The sequence below is a fragment of the Nostoc sp. DedQUE08 genome (genome assembly GCF_034530895.1).
Taxonomy (GTDB): domain Bacteria; phylum Cyanobacteriota; class Cyanobacteriia; order Cyanobacteriales; family Nostocaceae; genus Nostoc.
In genome coordinates, this window is record NZ_JAVRCD010000064.1 from 22,151 (window position 1) to 44,376 (window position 22,226).

Here is a 22,226-nt window from a genome sequence, read left to right on the forward strand (position 1 = left end):
TTTTGAACGAAAGAGCAGATGAATCGTGGATTATTTGTAGGTTTAGTAACTTTAGATTTGATTTACCTTGCTGACTCTGCCCCTAAGAATAATCAGAAGATTGTCGCTACTGACTATACTGTAGCGGCAGGGGGGCCAGCAACAAACGCGGCTGTAACTTTCAATTATTTAGGAAATCAGGCTACTGTCTTAGGTGTAGTGGGTTCTCACCCAATGACGCAGCTGATTCGAGATGACTTGGCAAATTACAAAGTTGCGATCGCAGACCTTGAGCCTACTACTGATTTAGTACCGCCTGTATCTTCGATTATTGTCACTCAAGCTACAGGTGAACGCGCTGTGGTTTCGATCAATGCTGTCAAAACTCAAGCTAGCAGCGCCTCTATCCCGCCAGATATTTTGCAGAATGTCGATATCGTACTGATTGATGGACATCAGATGGTGGTTGGTGATTCCATAGCTCAAATGGCTAAAGCCAATAATATCCCAGTAGCGATCGATGGTGGTAGTTGGAAGCCTGGATTTGAGCAAATTCTACCGTTTGTGGATTATGCTATCTGTTCAGCTAATTTTTATCCCCCCAACTGCCAGACTGGAGAAGACGTTTTTAGCTATCTCAGTAGATTTGACATTCCTCACATCGCCATTACCCACGGGCAAGAACCAATTGAATACTTGAGTGGCACTAAAACTGGTATCGTAGATGTGCCGCAGATTCAAGCGGTTGATACGTTAGGGGCTGGAGATATTTTCCACGGTGCTTTTTGTCATTACATTTTAAGCCAAAGCTTCACTGATGCACTGGCACTGGCAGCTAATATTGCAGCTGATTCCTGTAAATTTTTTGGTACTCGGCGCTGGATGGATTTAAGATAATTCGTAATTCGTAATTCGTAATTCGTAATTTGTAATTAGTTAAACTAAGTATCGCTGTGCGCCCCTAATCACGTTATGCATATTTTTAGATAGGCCAAATTAATGAAAGATTTACAAGAAATATTAGCGATCGCTCGTGAGGTAGGTTGGGGCGCAGCAGATATACTGCGATCGTATTACCACGGCACAGCAAAACACCCTGATTTAGAAATCCAATATAAGCAGAATGAGCCTGTCACTGTTGCCGATGTAGCTGTAAGTCAATACATTTTGCAGAGGCTACAAGCAACTTTGGGTAACGAAGATTTTGCTTACATCAGCGAAGAAACTTATCAATCGTCAAGTAGTGGTAGACAGCCTTCTGCCCCTTGGGTATGGATAATTGACCCTTTGGATGGCACGCGAGATTTTATCAAAAAAACTGGCGACTATGCAGTTCACATTGCTTTAGTCAAGGAAACACGCCCAGTGTTGGCAGTGGTGGCAGTACCAGAGGCTCAAAAGTTATATTACGCTACCAAAGGCGGGGGTACATTTGTAGAAACCCGTAACGAATCTGTTCCTTTACAAGTGTCTTCAGGTAAACGAATTGAGGATTTAATCTTAGTCGTTAGTCGCTCTCACCGCAACCAACGGTTAGATCATCTGCTACAAAATTTACCCTGTCAAAATCAGAAATCTGTGGGTAGTGTAGGCTGCAAAATCGCCACTATTGTCGAGCAACAGGCAGATATCTACATTTCCCTTTCCGGCAAGTCTGCGCCCAAAGATTGGGATATCGCCGCTCCAGAATTGATTTTAACAGAAGCCGGTGGTCAGTTTACTCACTTCGATGGCACTCCGTTGGAGTATAACACTGGTGATATCAATCAATGGGGAGGTTTGCTAGCTAGTAATGGTGAATATCACGAACTACTATGTAAAAAAGCAGAAGGTATCTTAGCGCAATTTGACCATAGCTAACAGGATACTGGATGATGAATATTTTTTAATTTGCTTTAATTTGCTTTTAAAACAGTCGATCGTGGTATGATTAATCTGATTACGAATAATAATCTTTACCTGTTAGTCCACAGCTTAATTTTGAAAACACTAAATATCTGGGCGATCGCGAGTTAATTACGATTTCCGATTAAAAGTGTAACTTTATATAGTACAAGCAAAAAAAGCCAGTCTTTAGAAAGTCTGCAAACCGTCTTTAAAGGTTTGATTTGTGAATAAAATTCACTATCAGACAATATTCAAAGGCTGAATGCTGTGCTACACTCATGGACATAAAGATTATTTTCGGTTGAGTAACTCGTTTTGATTTCTAAAAACCGTCTCTCCGAATTTAACTCTCTACACTCCCTGAATTCGGAGATTTCTATGTCAATTTACGTCGGAAACCTGTCCTATCAGGTTACAGAAGATGACCTAAAGCAGGCTTTTGCAGAATACGGAACAGTAAACCGTGTTCAACTCCCCACAGATCGGGAAACAGGCCGGCCGCGTGGGTTCGCTTTTGTGGAAATGGAATCAGACACACAAGAACAAGCTGCCATTGATGCACTTGATGGCGCTGAGTGGATGGGACGTGATTTGAAAGTGAACAAAGCTAAACCTCGTGAGGAAAGAAGCAACTCCTCTCGCGGTAGCTGGGGTGGCAGTAATAATGCCCGCCGCAACAATAATCGCTACTAAGTCAATTCCTGAAAATTTCACATTTAGAGTCTCCAGCAGATAAAGCCAAAGGCTCCATTCTGCTGGAATATTTTATTTGGTATCTAGTCTTGAACTATTCATCCATATTAAGGAGGAATGAGAATGACACAAGTAGTTTTAGGAGAAAATGAAGGTATTGAATCAGCCTTGAGAAGATTTAAACGGGAAGTTTCTAAAGCAGGAATTTTCCAAGATATGAGAAAAAAGCGTCACTTTGAGACGCCGATAGAAAAAGAGAAGCGTAAAGCAATTGCTAGGCACAAACAACGTCGTCAACAACGTTCTCGCTTCAATTAAAAGTCCAAGCAAATTTGCGCTTCGATTTGACATCTAGCCAACATCTCTTCATTGTTGCCATAGCACTGGCAAGCCACAAGTAATTAGCATACATCAATCAATAAACAACACTGTTCGTAGTATCGCAGTATTGACTTTCGGCGCTACTGAATTATATGGCAACAGCCAAAATGGTTAGGACATTAACAGATGATAAAATTTAGACACAAAAAGGCTTTTCACCCAGTCCCCAGTCCCTAGTCCCCAGTCCCTTGCTATACATGTTTTCAATTGCGTGAAGTATGGGCTTACAGCTAGCTATGCGCCCCTAACTAATATCGTGTCCGGTAAAGACTTATCATTAATCCCGCAGTTCTTGCTGGGGGCTTCTTAGCTAGGGGAAAGAGGAATTTTCCCGTTTCTGCATAGATTACGGGAATTATAACTAATTAACCGGACATGATATTACTCATCTTCGCACTCACTACTTTGATCGTAAGCGATTATCCGCACATGATATAACGATTACCTAGCATTTCTCCAGGTTACGGTTATACTGCTATCATTGCTGGCTCTACTGGTCAGATCGATTTACTGAGTGTTATTTGATTCAGGGTATCTGGGTGGCAAATTAGTACTGACTAAATTGAGACATCCTTTAGCTGGAATGTTTCAAGGTATTTTATTGTTTTCTTTTTTCTTTCAGCAGTAGATATATTAATTACAACAGGCTAGGAATAATATCAAGTCCGGGTAATTCCAATTTAATAAGTAATCACGCGGGCATGATATAAGGTATGGGAACATCAGGGAGAAACCAATCCCCAATAACTAATATTTGAGGAGATTTAATGTGTCTAGTCGTAAATTATCTTTATTACTGAAAATAATAATTGTTATATTGGTTACTGGTGCTAGTAGTTTAGGTATCAGCTTGCTTTTAACCACAAGCGGATTTGAGCATTTGTTGGGAATTCTCAAGCCAAAAAGCGAGAATGCTAAAGCGAGTCATAACAAGCTGATGAGTGCAGATGCACAGAACATAAATCCAGTCACAGAGCAGATGAATGAAGTGCCAAAGGCATTTCAGGGAGCAATCGTTTATCAAGGGAAACTAAAACCGAATGAGAAAGTTATTGCCCTAACTTTTGATGATGGCCCCAGCCCCAAAAATACGGCACAGATTTTAGAAATCTTGAAGAAAAATGATATCAAAGCCACATTCTTCATGATCGGGGAAATGGTGAAATATTTTCCTCAAGTTGCCAAGCAAGTGGCTGCTGATGGTCACATAATTGGTAATCACACATGGCATCATTGGTATCGCCACATGGACTTAGCTACTGCGGCTAGTGAAATCGATCGTACAGCAGAAATCATCTACAAGACTACTGGAGAGAAAACTAATCTATTTCGTCCTCCTGGGGGTTTTCTGAATAATGGACTAGCCGAATATGCCAGAAACGAGAAATACGCTGTCATGATGTGGTCAGAACAATCGGGAGATGCTGAACGTCATTCGCCTCCAGTTACGGGGCTGGTCAAAAATGTGCTGAAATATGCAAAACCCGGTGCAATTGTCCTGCTGCACGATGGAGGCGGCAACCGTTCTAAATCTGTCAAGGCTTTACCAGAAATGATCGCAGGTTTAAAAGCCCAAGGCTATAAATTTGTGACAATTCCCCAACTACTGGAAATACAAGCCCAAGAAAAAAGTGTGGAGACAGCAGCATCACCTGTGGTAATAAATCAAGAAGATCCAAACCAACAACTTAATCATCAGTGATATCCCAATACGGTTCGGTTAAGGTTTTTTGATGAAAATTATTGCTCGTCAAAGACGCGATAAATCGCCGTCTCTACAAAGGACTGATTATTGTAGAGACGGCGATTCATTGCGTCTCTTGCCTTGAACAAACAGTATTGAGTGATATCCTGTCCAGGTAATTAGTTAGTTTATTGGCCAGCAATGCGATTGTTTCGACTAACAATGGGATTGTGTCGGCTGACAATGCTAAGACAGCAATCTAAAATCGGGTTTCATACTCAACTTGGAGTTGATTTTCATCCCCCACATCAGTTGAGCCTCGCATCAGAATTTCGTCATTGACTCGATAGAGGACATTGAAACGGAAAGATTCATCGCTAGAAAGAGCGCGTGATAAAGATGCAGAGAAATTTTTATTAATATCAAACACACCTTCCGCTGATAAATTAAGAATTGAAGCTCTTGATGTTTTTGATTCATCATTATTAATCGATGGAGTCGGAAATATCCGAAATTCACTAAAACCAACAGCCTGTCCGATCGCAGTGATAGTTCCTTGTAAACTACCTAAAATGGTAGAACTAGCGAAATTAGTCAGCCCTTGGCCTGCATCTGCTTGACCGAAAGAACCCAGAATTGAGCCACCCAGCAAAGCAACTATTTCTCCCTTACTACGGCTAGGTTCGCTCGTCAATTCTAGATTGTCACCCAATTTGCTAGCTGGCCCGTTCACCCTCGCTTGAACGGTAACGCTACGTAAAGTCCCAAAGTTGTTTACAGAAACATCGCTGACTTCAGAAGACAATGGTGATTCCAAAGTTTGAGTGTTCCTTGCTGATGCTTCCGGTACAATTGCCGTCAGTCGGACATCCAAAGTCGGGTCAAGTCCTTGACTTGGAGTAAACCGCGCAGTTTGTTCGTAGCCCCGCGCCAAGGTGAACTCAGTGGAAAATAAGCTCAGTCGTCCTCCTGTCAAACGAATGACTCCTTCAGGAAGCGGTTTGGCTAATGTACCATTAATGGTCAAGTCGCCTGTTGCGTCAAACCTCAATAGGGGCTGACTTAATGCCGCTCCTCCTGGTACAAAGCTGAGTAGGGACTGAGTTGTAACCCGAATATCTTTGCCTAAAATCAACTTTAAATCTGCAAACGTTACAGGTAAGTTGGGTGGAGTTGCGGGAAGAGTGCTTGCGTCTGTTGTCGCCACTGAGTTAGTGCTTCCATCCACTGTAACCACTGAGTTAGTGCTTCCGTCCACTGTAGCTACTGAGTTAGGGTTATTCTCTGCTGTCGGTGTGGCGTTAGGGTTAACTTGTTGTCTATCTAGATTTATGACCTTAGTGTTAGACTCTGCTGTAGCTGCTGATTTTTTAGCCGTAGTAGGCGAGTTGCCAATAATTACCTGACCATCACTCAGTTGAATCTCTCCGCCAATTACAGGTTTTAAGGCTGTGCCGCGAACCACGACATCGCCACCAACACCACCTTCATACAGTCCTGCAAGCTTAAAATTGAGTTTGTCTGCTATTGATACTGTCAGGGGATTAGCTGCGGCTTGTTGAGCATCAAAAATTGGCAAGATGCCTGATGCAGTTACTTGCCCTTGATTGTAATTACCTTGGATATTTTCAACGCTTACCGTAGTACCATTAAATAGTGCTGTTCCTGTGACATTCGTGAGAGGATCGGATAAGGCTTGAGCGCTAAAAGTTGCATTATTAAATGTGGCGTTGCCGTTGATAATTGGTTCGGTTAAAGTACCTTTAACGTTTAAATCTACTTTTCCTTGACCGTCTACCCAAGCGACTTGATTGTTGGTAAGCAGATTTAACAGTGCCAATCCTTCATTTTGCACATTGGCGTCGATGTTGATTTGATTGCTATCAGGTTGCACTTTGGCAAAAGGCAAAGGAGCAGGTACGCTACCTGTAACGGCAACTGGCTGCGTTCCGGTCACGAGTAAGGTACTATCAAAATTCAAGCGAGCGTTGTTGTAATCAAAGTTCACTTGTCCTGTTTGTACGGGTTGTTTGTTAAGGGTCGCATTCGCTAGCGCCACTTTCCCTTGAACTCTGGGGTCTTGCAAACTCCCTGCTAAAGTGGCGTCAGCATTTACATTACCAGTGATATCTACGGGGTATTTTTCGATAAAAGGTTCTAAAAGTGATAAAGGCAGACTGGCTACATTCAATTTTCCAGATACTTGCTCGGTTCCTAACTGTCCTGAAAACGCCACTAGTCCTCGATCGATCCCCACACTCAAGGGTGAAAGGGTGACGATACCATCGGCGAAAGTACCTTGAGCAACGACTGGATTGATGGAATAATTACCCCATTGCCAGTTAGCACCTTGAAAATTAAAGCCAACATTCAACCCAGATTTTAACGAGCCATTGGCTGTAATTGCTCCGCTTAAAGCACCTGTTAATTCTGCAAGGCTGGGTAAAGATGCGGTTTGTTTTTTCTCTACTTGCTGTTCTTTGGCGATCGCTGTTGTAATATTCGAGAAATATGCTAACTGTGTTTTCAAATCTGCATCCGGCAAACTGACAGGCTCAGTTTCCAGTACTTCGGCTCCTGCTAACGTCGGAGGCTGCAACCCGGTACTGAGGTCTTTAAAATCGAAGATATTAAATGCTTGTAAGAGTCTCTGGATTTTCGCTTCGGCAAAATTAGCTTGGAATTGAAATTGCGGGTCATTCCCTGCTTGCACATTACCACTGAGAGCGATGTTGCTATCGCCAATCCGCAATAGACCATTAGCCAAGCTAGCTGTACCATCAGCATAATTGATGTTGCCGCGAAATTCATCGGCTGCAACTCTGGCAACGCGAGGTGCTGCGATCGCCACATCTCCCGCAATGGCATAATTATTTAAATTAACAACTAAATTACCCGATAATTGCCCCCCCAGAGGTTTCAATTGATTGTTAGGTAAAAAGCCGCCAACCAAAGCGATGGGAAACTGTTGGGCGTTGATTATCAAGTTATCTCCCTCAGTTCTACCCGTAGTAACTGCTTCATCGCGTTTAACTAAAAATGAAGTGGGACGATAATCTGCGCCTAAGTTAAGGGCAATCCGGTCTTGTTTCCCAGCTAATCGCAGACTTCCTCCTTGTCCGCCTTGAAAATTCACGTTTCCAGTTAAAAGTCGGTCAAACGCCAAGTTACTCACATTGAAATTCCGCAGCCGGATATTCCCATTAGCTTGCGGGACATCTGGAGTTCCTGTAACTTTTCCATTAAAATCAAGTCGCCCTGCTATTGCTACGTCCCCAGGAACTTTAAAGCCAGTATTTTGTAGGTTGAAATTCTGCGCCAGTACATTTAAATCAAATCCGGCAATTTGGGGTGCGCCAGTTGGGGGAGACTGAATAGCGATCGCACCATTAGCAGTAAATCCTGCGGTACTTGCATTTTCAACGATAATCTGCTGTCCATTCCACTGAAATCTTGCAGTTAGCGGTTTCGCCAGCTGCGCTACTCCTTGGGGAAGGCTGATTTGTCCGGCGGCACGAATATCTGCAAGTTGGAAAGATTGGGTTGTGCCTGCTAACTGAATATTGCTATTCAGCCGTCCTCGCAGTTGTGGTGAGAAACGGTTGAGTTGAATTTGAGAAGTTTTGACAGATCCTTGCCAGCGTTGTTGTGCAAGTTGACCTTGAGCTGTGATTGTCCCACCGGCGACGTTCACAACCGCATCGGGAAAGACGATATTCTCTCCTTGTTTGGTAACAACAACTCGTCCGGTGGTGGGATAGGTAGCACTAGGCGCTTGCACCCGCGCGACTGTTTGCAGATTGCTCAAAGTACCGGAAATATCGGCATTTGCCGAGACATTCCCAATGGTAATGGAGGGTGAGGAATTGTAGGCTTTGGCGATCGCATCCCCTGGTATATTTTTTGCTTGCACATTCAATGCCACCCTACCTTGGGGTGCAAGCTGAACTCGTCCGCTAGCTGTGACTTGCCCTCCCACATCTGGATTTGCTTGAACGCGAGAAACGTTGACATTTAACGGTGTACCCAAAGAACCAGAAATTTTAGCGTTCGCAGATATACCACCAACATTAATCGGAGTTGAAATGCCGTAACCTTGAGCGATCGCATTTCCTGGGATACCTTGAGCTTGAATATCTACGCCTACTTCACCTTGGGGAGCCAATTGAATTTGACCATTGGCGGTGATTTGTCCCCCGGCTGGCGGCGTTATCTGAACATTGGAAACATCAAGTTTTAAAGGCTGTTTGCGAAGTGAGCCAGAAATTTGAGCTTTTGCGGAAACATTACCCACTGCGATCGGGAGAGTAACGCCATAGCTGCGTGCTAGTATATCTCCTGATATTCCATCAGCTTGAGCATTAAATATTACCCCGTCTTTGCTTCCCAAATTAGCTTGACCGCCGCCGATAATTTCACCGCCAGCTGCGGGGACTATTTTCAGATTAGAGACAGTAAGTTGAGATGCAGTTTTGGATGCATTCAAGCGAAAATCAGTGTTGATGGTATTAAATTGAATGCGGTCAACTTGAATCGGTTTGGTATTACTTACTGTACCGCTGACTACTGGTTGCTCAAGTGCGCCGCCTACCTGAATTTTTGCCTGAATTTCGCCACTAGCCGGGACTGACGAATTTACTTTCAATGTATCTAAGATATTTTTCGCAGTAACAGGTTTTATCAGAGCAGAAACATTAAAACCTGTTTGAGTATTGATTGTTCCATTAGCCTGAATGGGAATTTTGCCAAAGTTTGTACTCAGATTATCTAAAGTAACTGTCTGACCTTGAAATAGAAATTTCCCATTAAAATTAGAAACCGGCTGAGGAATATTTTGGATTTTCGCGGTGATTTGATTAGCTGTAGCTGTTCCCGTAATTGCGATGTCTGAAAGTTTGGGTGGAATCTGAACTCCTAAGTCAGCATTTAAATACCCTGCTTGCAGAGCGATGGGTAACTGAATTAATCTAGTGATATCGGATGCTTGTAAATTTTGGGCTGAAAGTTGCAGGTTAGTTTGTTGAGCTTTTACTTGGGTTTCGCCAACAATTTTAGCAGCGCCTCCCCTAGTGAATTGAGTATTGAAGTCATAACCGATCCTTTGATTTCGATCGGAAAATCGGGCAATACCACCAACTCGATCTAATATGACTGAGCCTTTGGGTTTAGTCGGTGCAGTGAATGGCATTAACTCTACATTGCCATCTTGAATTTGAAGTGACTGCAACTCAGTTTGAATAAAGCCTTGTCCCTCTCCAGCCTTAACTTGGGCTGTCACCCAACGACCATCTTTATCTTGTTGAATGTAGACATTGGGTTGAACTAAGGTGACATTTAATGCTAATTTTCGGCTAAGAAGAAGTTGCAATGGCGAGAACTGCACATCCAAAGCTTTTGCTACCACCCGATCTGCATCGGTGGGAGTGGCTGGTATCGATAGAGAGCTAAATCTCAGACTAGAAAGCGAAAAACGTTCAACGTTCCCAACTTCTACTGGACGCCCCAGTAATTGCTCAAGATTTTGCTGTACTAACGGTGCTAAATCTTTATATACATAGTTTCTAGCCCACCAAGCACCAACTATAATTCCAATTAGTAAAACCCCACCTAGAGCCAAACTGGTACGTCCTAAAAGCAGGAGCCACAGACGACGATTAGATGGTTCCTGATTGTTTTCTGAATTTGGCGATCGCGTCATGATTGTTAGTACTACCAGTAATTTTTCTGGAGTGAGGCTAGAGACAAATTAGTTAGTTGTATCAGCAAGTTACAATTTATGGTTTCACAATATCAGGACTTACGCAAGAACTTTGTGGCAAGCTGCTTGTATTTTCGAGGAGAGGCTGCGCCAATAAGACGCATTTGCGGTGCATCTATGCTATTTTATGATTTTGTGTAATTCCTGAATTTATTTCGATTAATAATTTTCACCAGACGTTAGTTTTGTTCGTTTTGAGATTTGGAAACTTTGCTGGTATTAGGAAAATTATTTAGAATCTTATGTGCATCTTCAAAATAATTGGTATAAATACTATCTTTCACGAAATCAGTAATATTTTATTAAATGACTTTATAATCGCTCCTGTATATACGACCCTGGTTATAAACTTTAACTTTCCAGAATCTAACTTAGTATAGATGACAATGATAATTTAGCCTTCCGTTATTCATGAGGCAAATGTATATACGAACACACTTACAAAATATCTATAAATAAAGCTTAGAGGATGTTTGAAAAGTGCTATGTTGTGTTATTCAAATTATTACCCCCCTTAATCCCCCCTTATAAAGCTACGGTGTATACACAAGTCCTAAAATCATTGCCTGGTAAGATACAAGCCTTGGTAGGCAAGGTTTTGAGTTAAGCGAACTGATTATCAATAGTGTCAGCTTATTGATAGAGTCCTAACGGAAAATCAAAGATTTTAAAAAAAATTTTCTGTTGTTTTTTGTTGATTTGATTGCCAACTCGACTTGTGTATACACGGTAGCTTATAAAGGGGGGAAACAAGAAAATCCGGTTCCCTCCCCTTTATAAGGGGAGGGTTAGGGTGGGGTAAAAATAATCGAGAATAACTACATAATCTTGAATAACAACACATTACTAACAAGATTCGCTACTTCTCTACAAAGTAGCGAATCTGAGCTTTTCGATTACTGTTTTGCAAACCCAATCAATCATTATCAGATGGATCGTCAATCATTTCTGGTACTAAAGCTGGGTTACTTCTACGTTCTTGTGGTGATTGCTCTCGAATAACATCATCTATTCTTGCAGGGTGTTTGATTTTGTCTAGTACCTCTGGACTTAATTCTGATGGATCGCCTTCTGGATTAGACTTTTCAGCTTGACTAGGAACTGTTTCCTTATTCATAACTATTTCCTTAAACCCTAAACTTATATGCCAAGCTTAAGTTCTTCTATGGTGGGCTACACACTATCTTGGGACTTAATTTTACATAGCAGTGGGTAAAGGCGATCGCTTAACGAAACTGAATAAAGGCGTTAGTCACCAGAAATCAGTTGGCTATTTTGAACCAAAGAGTTGATAGTGCAGCGTCTTTGGCTTTGCTCATAAATTCTGACTTCTGAATTCTTCTTCAAGAATTGGGGTTTTTGGCTAACTCAGAAAGCAATGTCAATATTTCATGACATTCTGTCCATAGGTAGCTGTAATTGTCATAATTTCATGACAATAAGATCCCAGAAGGGCTGATAAATTCGTGAAACAGTCAAAAAACCTACTTCTGACCCCTTGATCCCTAGATATGCTTAGTGGTTAATATAGACTTAACAAACAGAAATCCTCCGATCCCAAAGAAATGCTAATTTCAGCATTATGAGGAATTGAAAGGATGTTGGCTCAATTTAAAAACAGATTAAAAAACTTAAAAACTGGGCAAAACCAGGAGTCAGGAATAAGAAATTCATCTGGAATGGATGAGATTTTACATAGCATTCTTTAACCAGGGGAAATCATTTACCGCTTAAACTACTGGAGGCCAAATTAATGGCAAAAGAACGCCCGCCACTAGAGGAGATGACCTTACGCCAACTACGCAAAGTTGCTAGCGAATATAGTATCTCTCGCTATAGCCGAATGCGTAAATCACAACTGCTGACATCAATACAAGAAGTCCAGCGTAGCAAAAACTTACTCAGTCCATCTCGTTCATTGGAGGCACAAGAAACCGTGGAAGCTGCAAAGTTTGAATTAGGTCAGGAAGATCGTACTGGTGGATCTTTAGCTGATGTTGATGAAGGACTGGCAGATTTGCCTTCTGGCTATGGTGAAAGCCGGATTGTACTTTTACCGCGCGATCCTCAATGGGCTTACACTTACTGGGATGTTCCCAATGAACACAAAGAGGAACTGCGTCGGCAAGGCGGACAACAACTGGCACTACGGATTTATGATGTCACCGACATCGATATCGAATACCAAAGCCCACATAGCATTCAAGAATATCCTGCTGATGAACTAGCTAGAGAATGGTATCTACCAGTTCCAGTTAGCGATCGCGATTATACGATCGATATCGGCTATCGTGCTGCTGATGGTCGCTGGTTAGTACTAGCTCGTTCTAGTAAAGTACACATTCCTCCTGTCTATCCTTCTGACTGGATTGAGGATGTCTTCGTGACTGTAAATTTTGAAGAAGATTTACGTGGCAAAACTCAGTACGAACTAGTTCCTCCTGCCAAGAAAGTTGCAGCTACCGCCAATGGCAATGTTGTTGTAAATGGTAACGGCAACCCCATCTACGACGAAATATTTGGTTTAGCGGAATCTGCCGAAGCACAACGGGTTGCTGGTTCTATCTTCGGCTCCCAGCAAGGTGCAGCGCGTCCCGAACAAGCTATTAGCTCCTACATTTTCCCATCAGGTGTGGGTCTGTGGGCAACTCCCACCGTGTCTGGTTTAACCGCTTCCGGTGCAGGAATGTCAGGTGTTGGCTTCTCGGCTTCCGCCGTACCAGTGCGTCCGCGCCAGTTCTGGTTAATTGCCGATGCTGAGTTGATAGTCTACGGTGCAACTGAACCCGATGCTACTGTAACTATTGGTGGCCGTCCAATTAAGCTGAATCCAGATGGAACATTCCGCTTCCAGATGTCCTTCCAGGATGGTTTAATTGACTACCCAATTTTGGCTGTAGCTGCTGATGGTGAGCAAACCCGATCGATTCAGATGAAATTTAATCGTGAGACACCATCTCGGAATACCAACACCAAAGAAGAAGCTGTCTTAGAATGGTTCTCTTAAGTTTTGGTTCTGAGATTGACTCCAAACTGAAATTTTAAATTATTCCCCGCTATAGTAATTCTGTAGCGGTTTTTTTTGTATTATTATGTTTACAAACAAATTATTTTTGTTATTTATTTTGATAATCAGTGCAAGCTTATTATCAGGTTGTCAAAAGATGGAAGCGAATTTAGTTCCAAAAGCGTCTAAAACTTGCCCTGGCAAAGATGCCAAGTTCAGTATTGATTTTTTTAAAACCAATAATCAAGGTAAAAAAAATCCTAAAGGTATTAACAATGTGATTATTTTTAATCCCAAATCAGCAGAATTAGATTTCAAAGTTAATGTTGGTCTATCTCATAAACTTTACGCCAAAGATAGTAGAGGTAAACTGCGTAAAGAATATGTAGCAAAACAGTTTCGTGAACTTATCGCTGATGAAAATGCCAAGTTAAACGGACAGCTACCCATTGCTGCAATTAATGCCGACTATATAGATACTGATGATAAACCCCAAGGCTTAAATATTTCTCGTGGCGTAGAGTATTCAGGAGCATTTAAAAATAAACGTTCTTCCTTTGGCATATCAGGAGGTACACCCCAGCAGCGACAGGCTACTATTCAAGCTGGCAGAAGAACGAACGATATTCTCAATTACAATTTAGTGGGCGGTAATGGCAGATTCTATCGTCAGGGTAAATTTAAAGATATTTGTCAAGATTTGGGAGAATTTGCTTGTAAAAATGCAACTAATCGCTCTTTAGCAGCTATCACGAATCAAGGCTATGTAATCTTATTAGTTAATGACTTGAAAGCTAATTCTGAGATTGAATTATCGCAACTTAATCAAGAATTACTGCCAGATATGTTTGATAATGTCTTAGAAGCTATTGCTAGCAATAACTGTTTAGGTAAGATACAAGAAGGGATTTTATTTGATGGAGGTATGTCTCCAGGATTGTATTACAACCAGAAAACTTATGTAGAAAATCTTGGGCCGATTGGTTCAGTTTTTTTGATTTATAAAAAATAAAATAGTTATATAGCAAGGGACTGGGGACTGGGGGCTGGGGACTGGGGACTGGATGAAAAGCCTTTTTCCTCGTTCCCAGTCGGAGACTGGGAACGAGATATTGGTTATTGACCAATAGCTAATGACTAATTCACGAGTTAATGCTTATTTACGACTTTGTGATTCATCATGATTTTTACTTTTTTGATGAGAAAAACGAATTCCTACAAAGATATCGTAAATAAACTCTAAAAAGTCTTTCTTTTGTAGCAACCCCGAAGTTTGATAACAGCCTTTTTCATCTAACAAAGGCTTCATCAGATAGTATGTAGACTGATACTTGTACCAGGGAATACAAGTCCATAAATGATGAATTAAATGGTAGTTCTGACCTAAAATCAGGATGTTAAGAATTGGGCTAGGGTATACACGAGCATTTTTCCAGCGATCGCGTTCAACAAAGGGACGATGAGGCAAATAATCAAAAAATAAGCCCAGTATTAATCCCACTATACCAGAAGGTACAACCCAAAAATTGAGAACGTACATTAAAAAATGATATTGAACTGAGATATAAAAAATTGCAACAACAATTAAGCGGCTAATTAACCATTCCCATAGCTCATATTTGCGCCACAGTCGCCGTCGAAAGAAAAACACCTCATGGGACAAGAATCGAAATGCAATCATCCACAGCGGGCCACCCGTAGAAACAAAATGATCTGGGTCATTTTTGGGATGGTTAACATGAGCGTGATGCTGCAAATGTACTCGTGTAAACACTGGAAAAACGAACCCTAGCATCAGGGCGCTACCATGACCTAGTATGGCATTAATGACTCGATTGCGGTGAGCAGATTGGTGACAAGCATCATGAATTACTGTTCCAGCACAATGCAAAGCAATAGTGTTAGAAACAAAACACAGCCAGTCTGGCCATTGCCAAAGCCAGTAACCGCAATGAGATGACACCAGTACTGTCACAGATGCAAAAAACAGTAGTAATGTAGGATTGAAATCACCAGGAGGCGCTAACAATTCCTTTGGTGGAGCTTTCAGTAGTTTTTCTGCTTTTGAAGTTACTGTTATTACTTCTGGATCTACTACGTCTTTAAAGATGACTTCCAAGTTGTTGCCATTTAGCTTTTTATAGTCATCAACGGCTGGGTCGATGATGATTAGGCTTTTGTCCGGGATGTCAAAAAAATTAGGATCTAAAGAGGTCATAATTTTCCTGGTCTTGATTCGTTGATAAAATAAGTTTGAAATCCCAAACTCAGCCAGCACAGAATAGATTTCTTGCCCCGATTAAAGAGATGAAAAGATTGAAAATTTAGCCAATACTCTTCTCTATTCAAATTAGGTATGGACTGTAAGAGATAGGGAATAGTAAGAATTTTTGAATTCCTTGCTACACTACACGCATAAACAAAATATTTAATTTTTCATTTTGAGAGTTGCTCCTGTTACTCAATAATGCCAGCAACAACAGCATACATAGATTTTGGTTTGATATCGACATTTATCGATTTGCCCAGTCAATGTTTTTTGCGATGTGCTGAAATTGTGCTTTGTTATTGCTTTTGTGAAAAGCAATTTTCAACAATATAAAGAATACAGTTATTTTAACGATCGATGCAAGAGTTTTATCGGTATTTGGCGTATAATAAAAATATTTTAGACACAAAGATCATACTTCTAACAAAAATATATATTTTATTTGCTTAAATAAAAATTTCATCCCTTGCTCTGGATGATGCAATAAGTATATATACTAGCGATCGCTTATCTTCTTTCGATTTCATGCAGTTGCTGTCTTCTTCTTTTAACCAAAACTCCATCGCTGGAGTTTACTGGTAGGCAAAATAGGGAAAGCTTCGTGCAAACCATGACACTTCTTTGTGGAGCATACCACTTTCTACTCTGATTCTGAGTTCGAGACCACCAAAAAGCTCAAATTTCTATATTATTTAAGAACAAAGATTTTGCTATGCGTCAATTATTACTAGTTTTGTCCAGCATACTAACTTTCAGCAGTTTAAATCCCCTCGCCATGACAATAGCAGGCACAACGCCTGATTTATCTGAAATGCGCTTAGTTCAAAAGCTCAACTGCAATAATCCTCAAACTCAAGCAGCAATTAATGAATGTACGAAGTTGTCTTATCAGAATGCAGATAAAAAACTGAATCAGGTTTATCAACAAGTGATATCTTCATTAGAAAGGCCTAGAAAACAAAAATTGATTGCGGCACAACTAGCATGGATCAAGTTTCGAGATACCAATTGTGAGTTTGAAAGAAGCAGTTATGAGGGTGGAAGTATTGCCTCTACCATTTATTTTGGTTGTTTGGAAGATACTACAAAACTGCGTACTCAACAATTACAAGAATATTTAAAGCCCTCACCCTAAATCCCTCTCCCAAGCTTGGGAGAGGGACTTTGAAATTTGCATTTGTGTAAGAGGTTTATTGAGTCTCTGACTCAATGAATGCATTCCCAGGCAGCTGCCTGGGAATGAGGAAAATTTGATCAAGTTAGGTTTTTATTAACTATTAGTTGTCACTGGAAACTAGACTAATTATCTTTTTCTGAGATTAACGCAAACCTAAAATTTCGGAAATCGCCGCTACAATATCCAAATAAAAGTTGCCTTTCACTGCGCGAAACAATTCAAATTTAGAGTCAGGCGCACCAAAAAACGGTCTGAGAAACCATCCTAATTGCATACCAACAAAGGCGTAAAGCAATAACCAGGATCTTAAAATAGTGGTGCGGGTTTTTTTACCAACTTCATCTTGTTGAGAAAGTAATTGCATTCCTTCATACAGGAATTTAACGCCAAATATACCTGTAATACCAAAAATGAACACATTCAGCAGTTTAAAAAATTGATAAGAATCGGGTGTCGTTATAAGAAAAAATAGCGTAACGGGTGCCAAGCTAAATAAAAGTACGCTAATCACTGACACAGATGTGAGTAATACAACGAAATGCTGTAAAATACTGCTCCGAGAACCAAACAAAACATTAAAAAAGAACAAAGTTGGGAAACAAATAATCAGTGTGATTAAATAGAATACCGGAAGCTTAATAGCACCCGATAATGCCTGTCCCCAACTGTGGGATGCACCGATAATTGCTCCATAAAGGGCAAAAAATATAGAACTAGTTACGAACAGAGAACTGATTTTATTTTGTAATCTGATTCCCTGACGAATTTCTTCTAAGAATGACTGGCGATCGCGCAGTAAATTAACTAAAACTCCAAATTGTTGAATTCCGCGATTTTGCTTTTTCAGCATATTTTTTTATTTTGTATATTTTGGGGAATTGCTAACGATTAATTAACGGAATCCAAAGAGATAGCTAAGAGATTTAATCACGCTTAAATAGAAATTACCCTCTCTTTCGCGAAATAGTTCAAAAACAGAACCAGGTGTGCCAAAAAACGGTCTGAGAGTCCATCCTAACTGACTGCCTACAAAAGCGTAAAGAAATAGCCAAAATTGCAAAATTTTCTGGCGGGTTTTACTACCTTCATCATCTTGTTCTAAAACTAAACTCGTAGCTTGATATAAAGATGAAATACCAATAAATCCAGTGATGGCAAAGATAAAGACATTTAACAAAATTAAAAATTGGTAATTATTGGTGGTAATTAAGAAAAACAACGTGATTGGAGCAAAGCTAAATAAAAGTACGCTGGTGACTGAAACCGCAGTTAAGACTAATGCTAAATGCTGGGCAAAACTCCGTTTGGAACCAAAAATAATGTTGGCAAAGAACAACGTCGGGATGCAAATCAAAAGTGTGATTAAATAAAGGGCTGGGAGTTTAATGGCAGAAGATAAAGCTTGCATCCAGCTATGGTATGCACCAATGATTCCACCATAAGCAGCGATAAATAAGGAACTGCAAACTAGCAGCGAAATGATTTTATTTGGTAATCTCGTACCTTGACGAATTTCCTCTAGAAAACCTTGGCGATCGCGCAAGAATCCAATCAGCACTGCAAAGTATTTTATTCCTGAAGATTTACGTTCTATCATGTTATCCTCACACCGATATTATTCTAAGTTTCATCTGAGTAATCACCGCCAGAACCATACTTACAAGCATCAATCAAACGATGCCAATAATATTGTTGTTCGTTCGGTTGATTCTTAATCCATGTTTCTAGCATTGGACTTAGTGAAAGCAAGGCAGTGTATACACCTAAATTACTGTAATGTAACATCCAATCTAACAAACTTGCCAAACCTACTTGCGGAATTATCTTGACAACTATTCCAGGATGATATAAACCAGTTTTTAACAGTGTTTGCGTTAGTGCCGAAAATTGCACTATATCTTGTAAAAATGGTTTTAACACTGGCGTACCCAACTGTTGCATTTCCTCAAATACTGCTGAGAGTAATTGGTTAATTTGATCTGGGGCAATTTTCTGATTTACACCAACACTCATCGCCCTTTGAAACAACCAGGTAACAGTCAAACTTGGCTGATAAGGTTGCAGCAGTGTTAACGCTTTTGCAGATAATTGTTCTGTTTCTAGCGCTTCGTCAATGCCATAAGTTAAACGCTTGAGGTGACGCACCATTGCCCCAAAACCTCCAAAACTCAAGGGAGATTGACTACCACTGCTATCTCCGGCTGGGAGAATGCGATTCCAAGGGGTTTTTAGCGGACTTTGGCGATAGGTAGGAAAGAAACCAAATAGTGCCCGTTGAAATTTCAGTTTGTTTAACTCCACTCCCTGATATTCTGGTAACAGACGCAGATATTCCTCAAATAAAGCTTCTAAACTCAAACGTTGAGGTTCTGCATCCATGTAGGTAAATAAGTAAGTGGTTCTGCCATCCCTGGCTGGAAAGGCTTCCCAGAAGTACTGGCATTGATTTTGCAAAGATGTAAATGATAATAATAAATCGCCTGAGTTATTTTCTGGAAAACCTTGAGCGCAACTTCCGACAACCAAGCACAGTGCGTCTGGTTTTTTGCCTTGGCGTGCTTGTTGGGTGATGGGTGAAAAATGTCCCATCGCGTCGATTAATAAGCGAGTTTTGAATTGGTTATTTACCATCACCCCGTCGGGATGAACCATCGCTTCGCTAAAAGGTGTGTTTTCTAATAACTTTCCACCAGCGGCGAGAAATCGGGTTTTCAAGGTAGCTAGTAGATAAACTGGATCTACGCCGATATTCAAGACATCCTCTACCCAAACTTCTGTACCGCCAGCAAAACTAACTCGTGCTGGGTTATATTGAGTGGCGATCGCACTTGCTAATTCATCCTCTGTTAGCAAGTTTAATTCCACAAACACATCTAATTCTTTGCGAGAAATATTCCATTCTTGTTCTCTCCCCCGCAAAATACCCCGTTCCAGCAACGCCACCCGCAACCCCTTCACCGCCAAGGCGCAACCAATTAAAATGCCTAAAGTGCCACCGCAGATTAGCACATCGAAGTCTACAACGCCTAAAGGCTGTTGACTTTCTTTAACTAAGGTTGGTACTGGTGCGGAGTTTTCGCGCACAGATGTTAAGATGCGATCGCCTTGGCGCAATCCTTTTAAAACATCGCCGGGTAATTGGGAAAGAATTTCTTCAGTTAAAGACATTTTGGAAAAATTCGACTCTACATTCCAAAACTACCTGAGAATGAAGAAAGTAGATGCGATATTATTTCTTTTATTAGGATAAAAATACGATGGATAGTATAAAAATCCGGTCGCATGTGGGTAAAGATGGTATTTTACATTTAGATATCCCAGTAGAAATGCCAGATACAGAAATTGAAGTTACGGTAACAATTCAAAGAGTTACACCAGAACAACGGGGCTGGATGCCTGGGTTTTTTGAAGAAGTAATTGGTGGTTGGGTAGGAAAACCGCTAGAACGGGCAGAACAGGGAGAATACGAAACTAGGGAGCCGCTATTTTGATTTATCTGCTCGATTCTAATGTCTGTATCCGCTTAATAAATAATAGTAGTCCTGCGGTAACAACTCAACTGACATCCCAACAACCAGAAGATATTTTAGTTTCTACAATAACCCAATTAGAACTGTACTATGGTGCTTATCGTAGTGCCCAACAAAAGAGAAATTTAGAAATATTGCAACGTTTTTTTAGTCAGTTTATTATTCTACCTTTAGACCCAGAAGCCGCAAGGATAGCAGGGAGAATTCGGGCTGAGTTAGCAGCTAGTGGTACGCCGATTGGCCCTTATGATGTGCAGATTGCAGCTATTGCAATGGCGAATAATTTGATAGTGGTTACGCATAATACAAAAGAATTTGGTCGGGTGAATGGGTTGCAGATTCAAGATTGGGAGGAAAAGAGTTGACCAGCATTGTAAGAAATTTACCAAAGGTATGGATAAAAACAACTCTAGGCCACTGCGTAAGGCTAATCAATGGTAGAGCTTACCTAAGACATGAACTATTGACTGCTGGCACACCCATTACTAGAATTCAAAACCTCAATGGAGGCAATAATTGGTTTTATTCAGATTTAGTTCTACCTAATGAGAAATATTGTGATGCAGGAGATTTATTGTTTGCAGTCGGAGAGGATGTTTTAAAAGTCCTCTTGTTGGTATCGAAAAGTTCTAGATCCCCCTAAATCCCCCTTAAAAAGGGGGACTTTGATTCCATTTCCCCCCTTTTTAAGGGGGGTTAGGGGGGATCTAAACGTGCCTAAAATCACAACAAAACACTTTTAAAACAACCTCTGAGAGAGACAGACTTCAACTTTAGTTCAAGGCAGGGAGAGGTTCGTCGAACTCACGATAACTTAAAAATCGCAGGCAATAATTTATTAGACATAGTAGTGAAAAAGAATGTAGAGACGTAGCATTGCTACGTCTCTACAATGATTCTAGATAACACATATTTAATTTCTGGAGATGTCTATTCATTTCCAAGTGTTGGGACAGATGGAGTAAATCAGTTCACTTTTTTCCAAGTCTCAACAACTACTGTACCTGGAACGGTTGCGATAAAAACGATTTCCTTGCCACCATCAACAATGACACCGCTATAAGTACTACCATCTGAGGTTACTATCTGCACCGTACAATCTTGTTTAACACTATAGGTTCCTGAGCCTGTTTCGTTTGTACGTACAGTACCGTCAACGCTAGCACCACCTATTGATTGAAAATTTCCCCTTCCATCAACCTTAACTAAACCAACGCTAGCTATAGGCGATCCTATGATCGTCCCAGTCGCTTTAAATCCATAGCTACCTGTTATGGTTGCATTATTACAAGAAGGCGCAGGTTCGGCGTTCACCTTTTGAGAGATAGCGTCTGAAATGGTCAATGCTGACACAGTACCAATTATTAACGTTGTAAAAAAGCCTTGGATTTTAAAGTTCATTAGATTCATGTAATCAAGACACCTTTGCATAAATATTGATATAAGACTTATGCACAATACAAATTAATCATGGTATTGAATTTACCACAATAGGTAATTTCAATCTTTGATTAATTATTCTTGGACGCCTAAAGACTGTTAATTTTCTTTAACTAATTGTGGTGTGGGTGCGGAGTTTTCGCAGATGTAAGGATGCGATCGCCTTGGCGCAATCCTTTTAAAACATCGCCTGGTAATTGGGAAAGAATTTCTTCAGTTAAAGACATTTTGGAAAAATTCGACTCTACATTCCAAAACTACCTGAGAATGAAGAAAGTAGATGCGATCGTGGCCAGGTAAATCGTAATTAAAACTCTTAATTACGAACTACTAACGGCTTAGGGATTTTAAGACCTCTCCCTGGTTTTATCCCTCTTCTGTCACTTTCCGACATAAGCAAGTAGTAAATAACTGAAATTAT

At 40.7% G+C, this 22,226-nt stretch carries 17 protein-coding genes; 10 read left to right on the plus strand and 7 right to left on the minus strand.

Features of this window, described 5'->3' with window-relative positions; all coding sequences use genetic code 11:
* The first annotated feature begins 18 nt into the window (after positions 1-18).
* The 5 genes from RMY64_RS30260 to RMY64_RS30280 all read left to right on the plus strand — a co-directional run bounded on the left by RMY64_RS30260 (position 19) and on the right by RMY64_RS30280 (position 4,642).
* The gene (locus RMY64_RS30260) at positions 19-876 is read left to right on the plus strand and encodes a sugar kinase (protein WP_322684455.1); all 858 of its coding nucleotides are present in this window, start codon (positions 19-21) and stop codon (positions 874-876) included.
* A 102-nt stretch (positions 877-978) separates the two neighbouring features.
* Complete coding sequence (locus RMY64_RS30265; protein WP_322701933.1) at positions 979-1,839, plus strand: 3'(2'),5'-bisphosphate nucleotidase CysQ; 861 nt, start codon at positions 979-981, stop codon at positions 1,837-1,839.
* Between the two features lie 405 nt (positions 1,840-2,244).
* Positions 2,245-2,559 (plus strand): RNA-binding protein, encoded by a 315-nt coding sequence (locus tag RMY64_RS30270; RefSeq protein WP_322701934.1) that lies wholly within the window; start codon positions 2,245-2,247, stop codon positions 2,557-2,559.
* A 123-nt stretch (positions 2,560-2,682) separates the two neighbouring features.
* Positions 2,683-2,877: a 30S ribosomal protein S21 gene (gene rpsU / locus RMY64_RS30275; RefSeq protein WP_069073011.1), complete on the plus strand. Its 195-nt coding sequence runs from the start codon at positions 2,683-2,685 to the stop codon at positions 2,875-2,877.
* Positions 2,878-3,709: 832 nt separating this feature from the next.
* The gene (locus RMY64_RS30280; protein WP_322691300.1) at positions 3,710-4,642 is read left to right on the plus strand and encodes a polysaccharide deacetylase family protein; all 933 of its coding nucleotides are present in this window, start codon (positions 3,710-3,712) and stop codon (positions 4,640-4,642) included.
* A gap of 241 nt (positions 4,643-4,883) precedes the next feature.
* Here RMY64_RS30280 and RMY64_RS30285 read toward each other — a convergent pair whose 3' ends face one another.
* Together RMY64_RS30285 and RMY64_RS30290 are read right to left on the minus strand one after the other, a co-directional pair.
* Positions 4,884-10,322 (minus strand): translocation/assembly module TamB domain-containing protein, encoded by a 5,439-nt coding sequence (locus RMY64_RS30285; protein ID WP_322701935.1) that lies wholly within the window; start codon positions 10,320-10,322, stop codon positions 4,884-4,886.
* Between the two features lie 976 nt (positions 10,323-11,298).
* A complete protein-coding gene (locus RMY64_RS30290) occupies positions 11,299-11,499 on the minus strand; it encodes a hypothetical protein (protein ID WP_322675341.1) in 201 nt (66 codons plus the stop codon).
* Between the two features lie 636 nt (positions 11,500-12,135).
* Here RMY64_RS30290 and RMY64_RS30295 point away from each other — a divergent pair.
* Both RMY64_RS30295 and RMY64_RS30300 read left to right on the plus strand, forming a co-directional pair.
* Positions 12,136-13,389 (plus strand): DUF4912 domain-containing protein, encoded by a 1,254-nt coding sequence (locus RMY64_RS30295; RefSeq protein WP_322691303.1) that lies wholly within the window; start codon positions 12,136-12,138, stop codon positions 13,387-13,389.
* Between the two features lie 85 nt (positions 13,390-13,474).
* The gene (locus RMY64_RS30300) at positions 13,475-14,401 is read left to right on the plus strand and encodes a phosphodiester glycosidase family protein (RefSeq protein WP_322701936.1); all 927 of its coding nucleotides are present in this window, start codon (positions 13,475-13,477) and stop codon (positions 14,399-14,401) included.
* Between the two features lie 144 nt (positions 14,402-14,545).
* On the opposite strand, the gene crtR is transcribed toward RMY64_RS30300, so the two are convergent.
* On the minus strand, positions 14,546-15,607 hold the full coding sequence (gene crtR / locus RMY64_RS30305; protein WP_322701937.1) for a beta-carotene hydroxylase: 1,062 nt from the start codon (positions 15,605-15,607) through the stop codon (positions 14,546-14,548).
* Between the two features lie 763 nt (positions 15,608-16,370).
* Between crtR and RMY64_RS30310 the strand changes: the two genes are divergently transcribed.
* Positions 16,371-16,793, plus strand: coding sequence for a lysozyme inhibitor LprI family protein (locus RMY64_RS30310; RefSeq protein WP_322675337.1), 423 nt, complete (start codon positions 16,371-16,373; stop codon positions 16,791-16,793).
* 184 nt (positions 16,794-16,977) lie between these two features.
* On the opposite strand, the gene RMY64_RS30315 is transcribed toward RMY64_RS30310, so the two are convergent.
* Genes RMY64_RS30315 through RMY64_RS30325 form a run of 3 tightly spaced genes read right to left on the minus strand, consistent with a single transcriptional unit; the run spans position 16,978 to position 20,003 of the window.
* The gene (locus RMY64_RS30315; protein ID WP_322675336.1) at positions 16,978-17,685 is read right to left on the minus strand and encodes an actin-binding WH2 domain-containing protein; all 708 of its coding nucleotides are present in this window, start codon (positions 17,683-17,685) and stop codon (positions 16,978-16,980) included.
* 42 nt (positions 17,686-17,727) lie between these two features.
* The gene (locus RMY64_RS30320) at positions 17,728-18,432 is read right to left on the minus strand and encodes an actin-binding WH2 domain-containing protein (RefSeq protein WP_322675335.1); all 705 of its coding nucleotides are present in this window, start codon (positions 18,430-18,432) and stop codon (positions 17,728-17,730) included.
* A 23-nt stretch (positions 18,433-18,455) separates the two neighbouring features.
* Positions 18,456-20,003: an FAD-binding oxidoreductase gene (locus RMY64_RS30325; RefSeq protein ID WP_322675334.1), complete on the minus strand. Its 1,548-nt coding sequence runs from the start codon at positions 20,001-20,003 to the stop codon at positions 18,456-18,458.
* 89 nt (positions 20,004-20,092) lie between these two features.
* Here RMY64_RS30325 and RMY64_RS30330 point away from each other — a divergent pair, with 89 nt between their 5' ends.
* Positions 20,093-20,326, plus strand: a complete 234-nt coding sequence (locus RMY64_RS30330) for a hypothetical protein (protein WP_322675333.1) — start codon at positions 20,093-20,095, stop codon at positions 20,324-20,326.
* Positions 20,323-20,730, plus strand: coding sequence for a type II toxin-antitoxin system tRNA(fMet)-specific endonuclease VapC (gene vapC, locus RMY64_RS30335; RefSeq protein WP_322675332.1), 408 nt, complete (start codon positions 20,323-20,325; stop codon positions 20,728-20,730). Before RMY64_RS30330 ends, vapC begins: the two co-directional genes overlap by 4 nt.
* 601 nt (positions 20,731-21,331) lie before the next feature.
* Here the strand turns inward: vapC and RMY64_RS30340 are convergent.
* Positions 21,332-21,709 carry a hypothetical protein gene (locus RMY64_RS30340; protein WP_322701938.1) on the minus strand — a complete coding sequence of 126 codons (378 nt, stop codon included), beginning with the start codon at positions 21,707-21,709 and terminating at the stop codon, positions 21,332-21,334.
* Positions 21,710-22,226 lie beyond the last annotated feature (517 nt).

Excerpts from the sequence above, each read along its gene's own strand:
- RMY64_RS30300 (WP_322701936.1), top strand. The coding sequence starts at position 13,475 with ATGTTTACAAACAAATTATTTTTGTTATTTATTTTGATAATCAGTGCA.
- rpsU (WP_069073011.1), top strand. The coding sequence starts at position 2,683 with ATGACACAAGTAGTTTTAGGAGAAAATGAAGGTATTGAATCAGCCTTG.
- RMY64_RS30295 (WP_322691303.1), top strand. The coding sequence starts at position 12,136 with ATGGCAAAAGAACGCCCGCCACTAGAGGAGATGACCTTACGCCAACTA.
- RMY64_RS30260 (WP_322684455.1), top strand. The coding sequence starts at position 19 with ATGAATCGTGGATTATTTGTAGGTTTAGTAACTTTAGATTTGATTTAC.
- RMY64_RS30285 (WP_322701935.1), bottom strand. The coding sequence starts at position 10,322 with ATGACGCGATCGCCAAATTCAGAAAACAATCAGGAACCATCTAATCGT.
- crtR (WP_322701937.1), bottom strand. The coding sequence starts at position 15,607 with ATGACCTCTTTAGATCCTAATTTTTTTGACATCCCGGACAAAAGCCTA.
- RMY64_RS30265 (WP_322701933.1), top strand. The coding sequence starts at position 979 with ATGAAAGATTTACAAGAAATATTAGCGATCGCTCGTGAGGTAGGTTGG.
- RMY64_RS30315 (WP_322675336.1), bottom strand. The coding sequence starts at position 17,685 with ATGCTGAAAAAGCAAAATCGCGGAATTCAACAATTTGGAGTTTTAGTT.
- RMY64_RS30320 (WP_322675335.1), bottom strand. The coding sequence starts at position 18,432 with ATGATAGAACGTAAATCTTCAGGAATAAAATACTTTGCAGTGCTGATT.
- RMY64_RS30330 (WP_322675333.1), top strand. The coding sequence starts at position 20,093 with ATGGATAGTATAAAAATCCGGTCGCATGTGGGTAAAGATGGTATTTTA.
- RMY64_RS30270 (WP_322701934.1), top strand. The coding sequence starts at position 2,245 with ATGTCAATTTACGTCGGAAACCTGTCCTATCAGGTTACAGAAGATGAC.
- RMY64_RS30325 (WP_322675334.1), bottom strand. The coding sequence starts at position 20,003 with ATGTCTTTAACTGAAGAAATTCTTTCCCAATTACCCGGCGATGTTTTA.
- RMY64_RS30290 (WP_322675341.1), bottom strand. The coding sequence starts at position 11,499 with ATGAATAAGGAAACAGTTCCTAGTCAAGCTGAAAAGTCTAATCCAGAA.
- RMY64_RS30310 (WP_322675337.1), top strand. The coding sequence starts at position 16,371 with ATGCGTCAATTATTACTAGTTTTGTCCAGCATACTAACTTTCAGCAGT.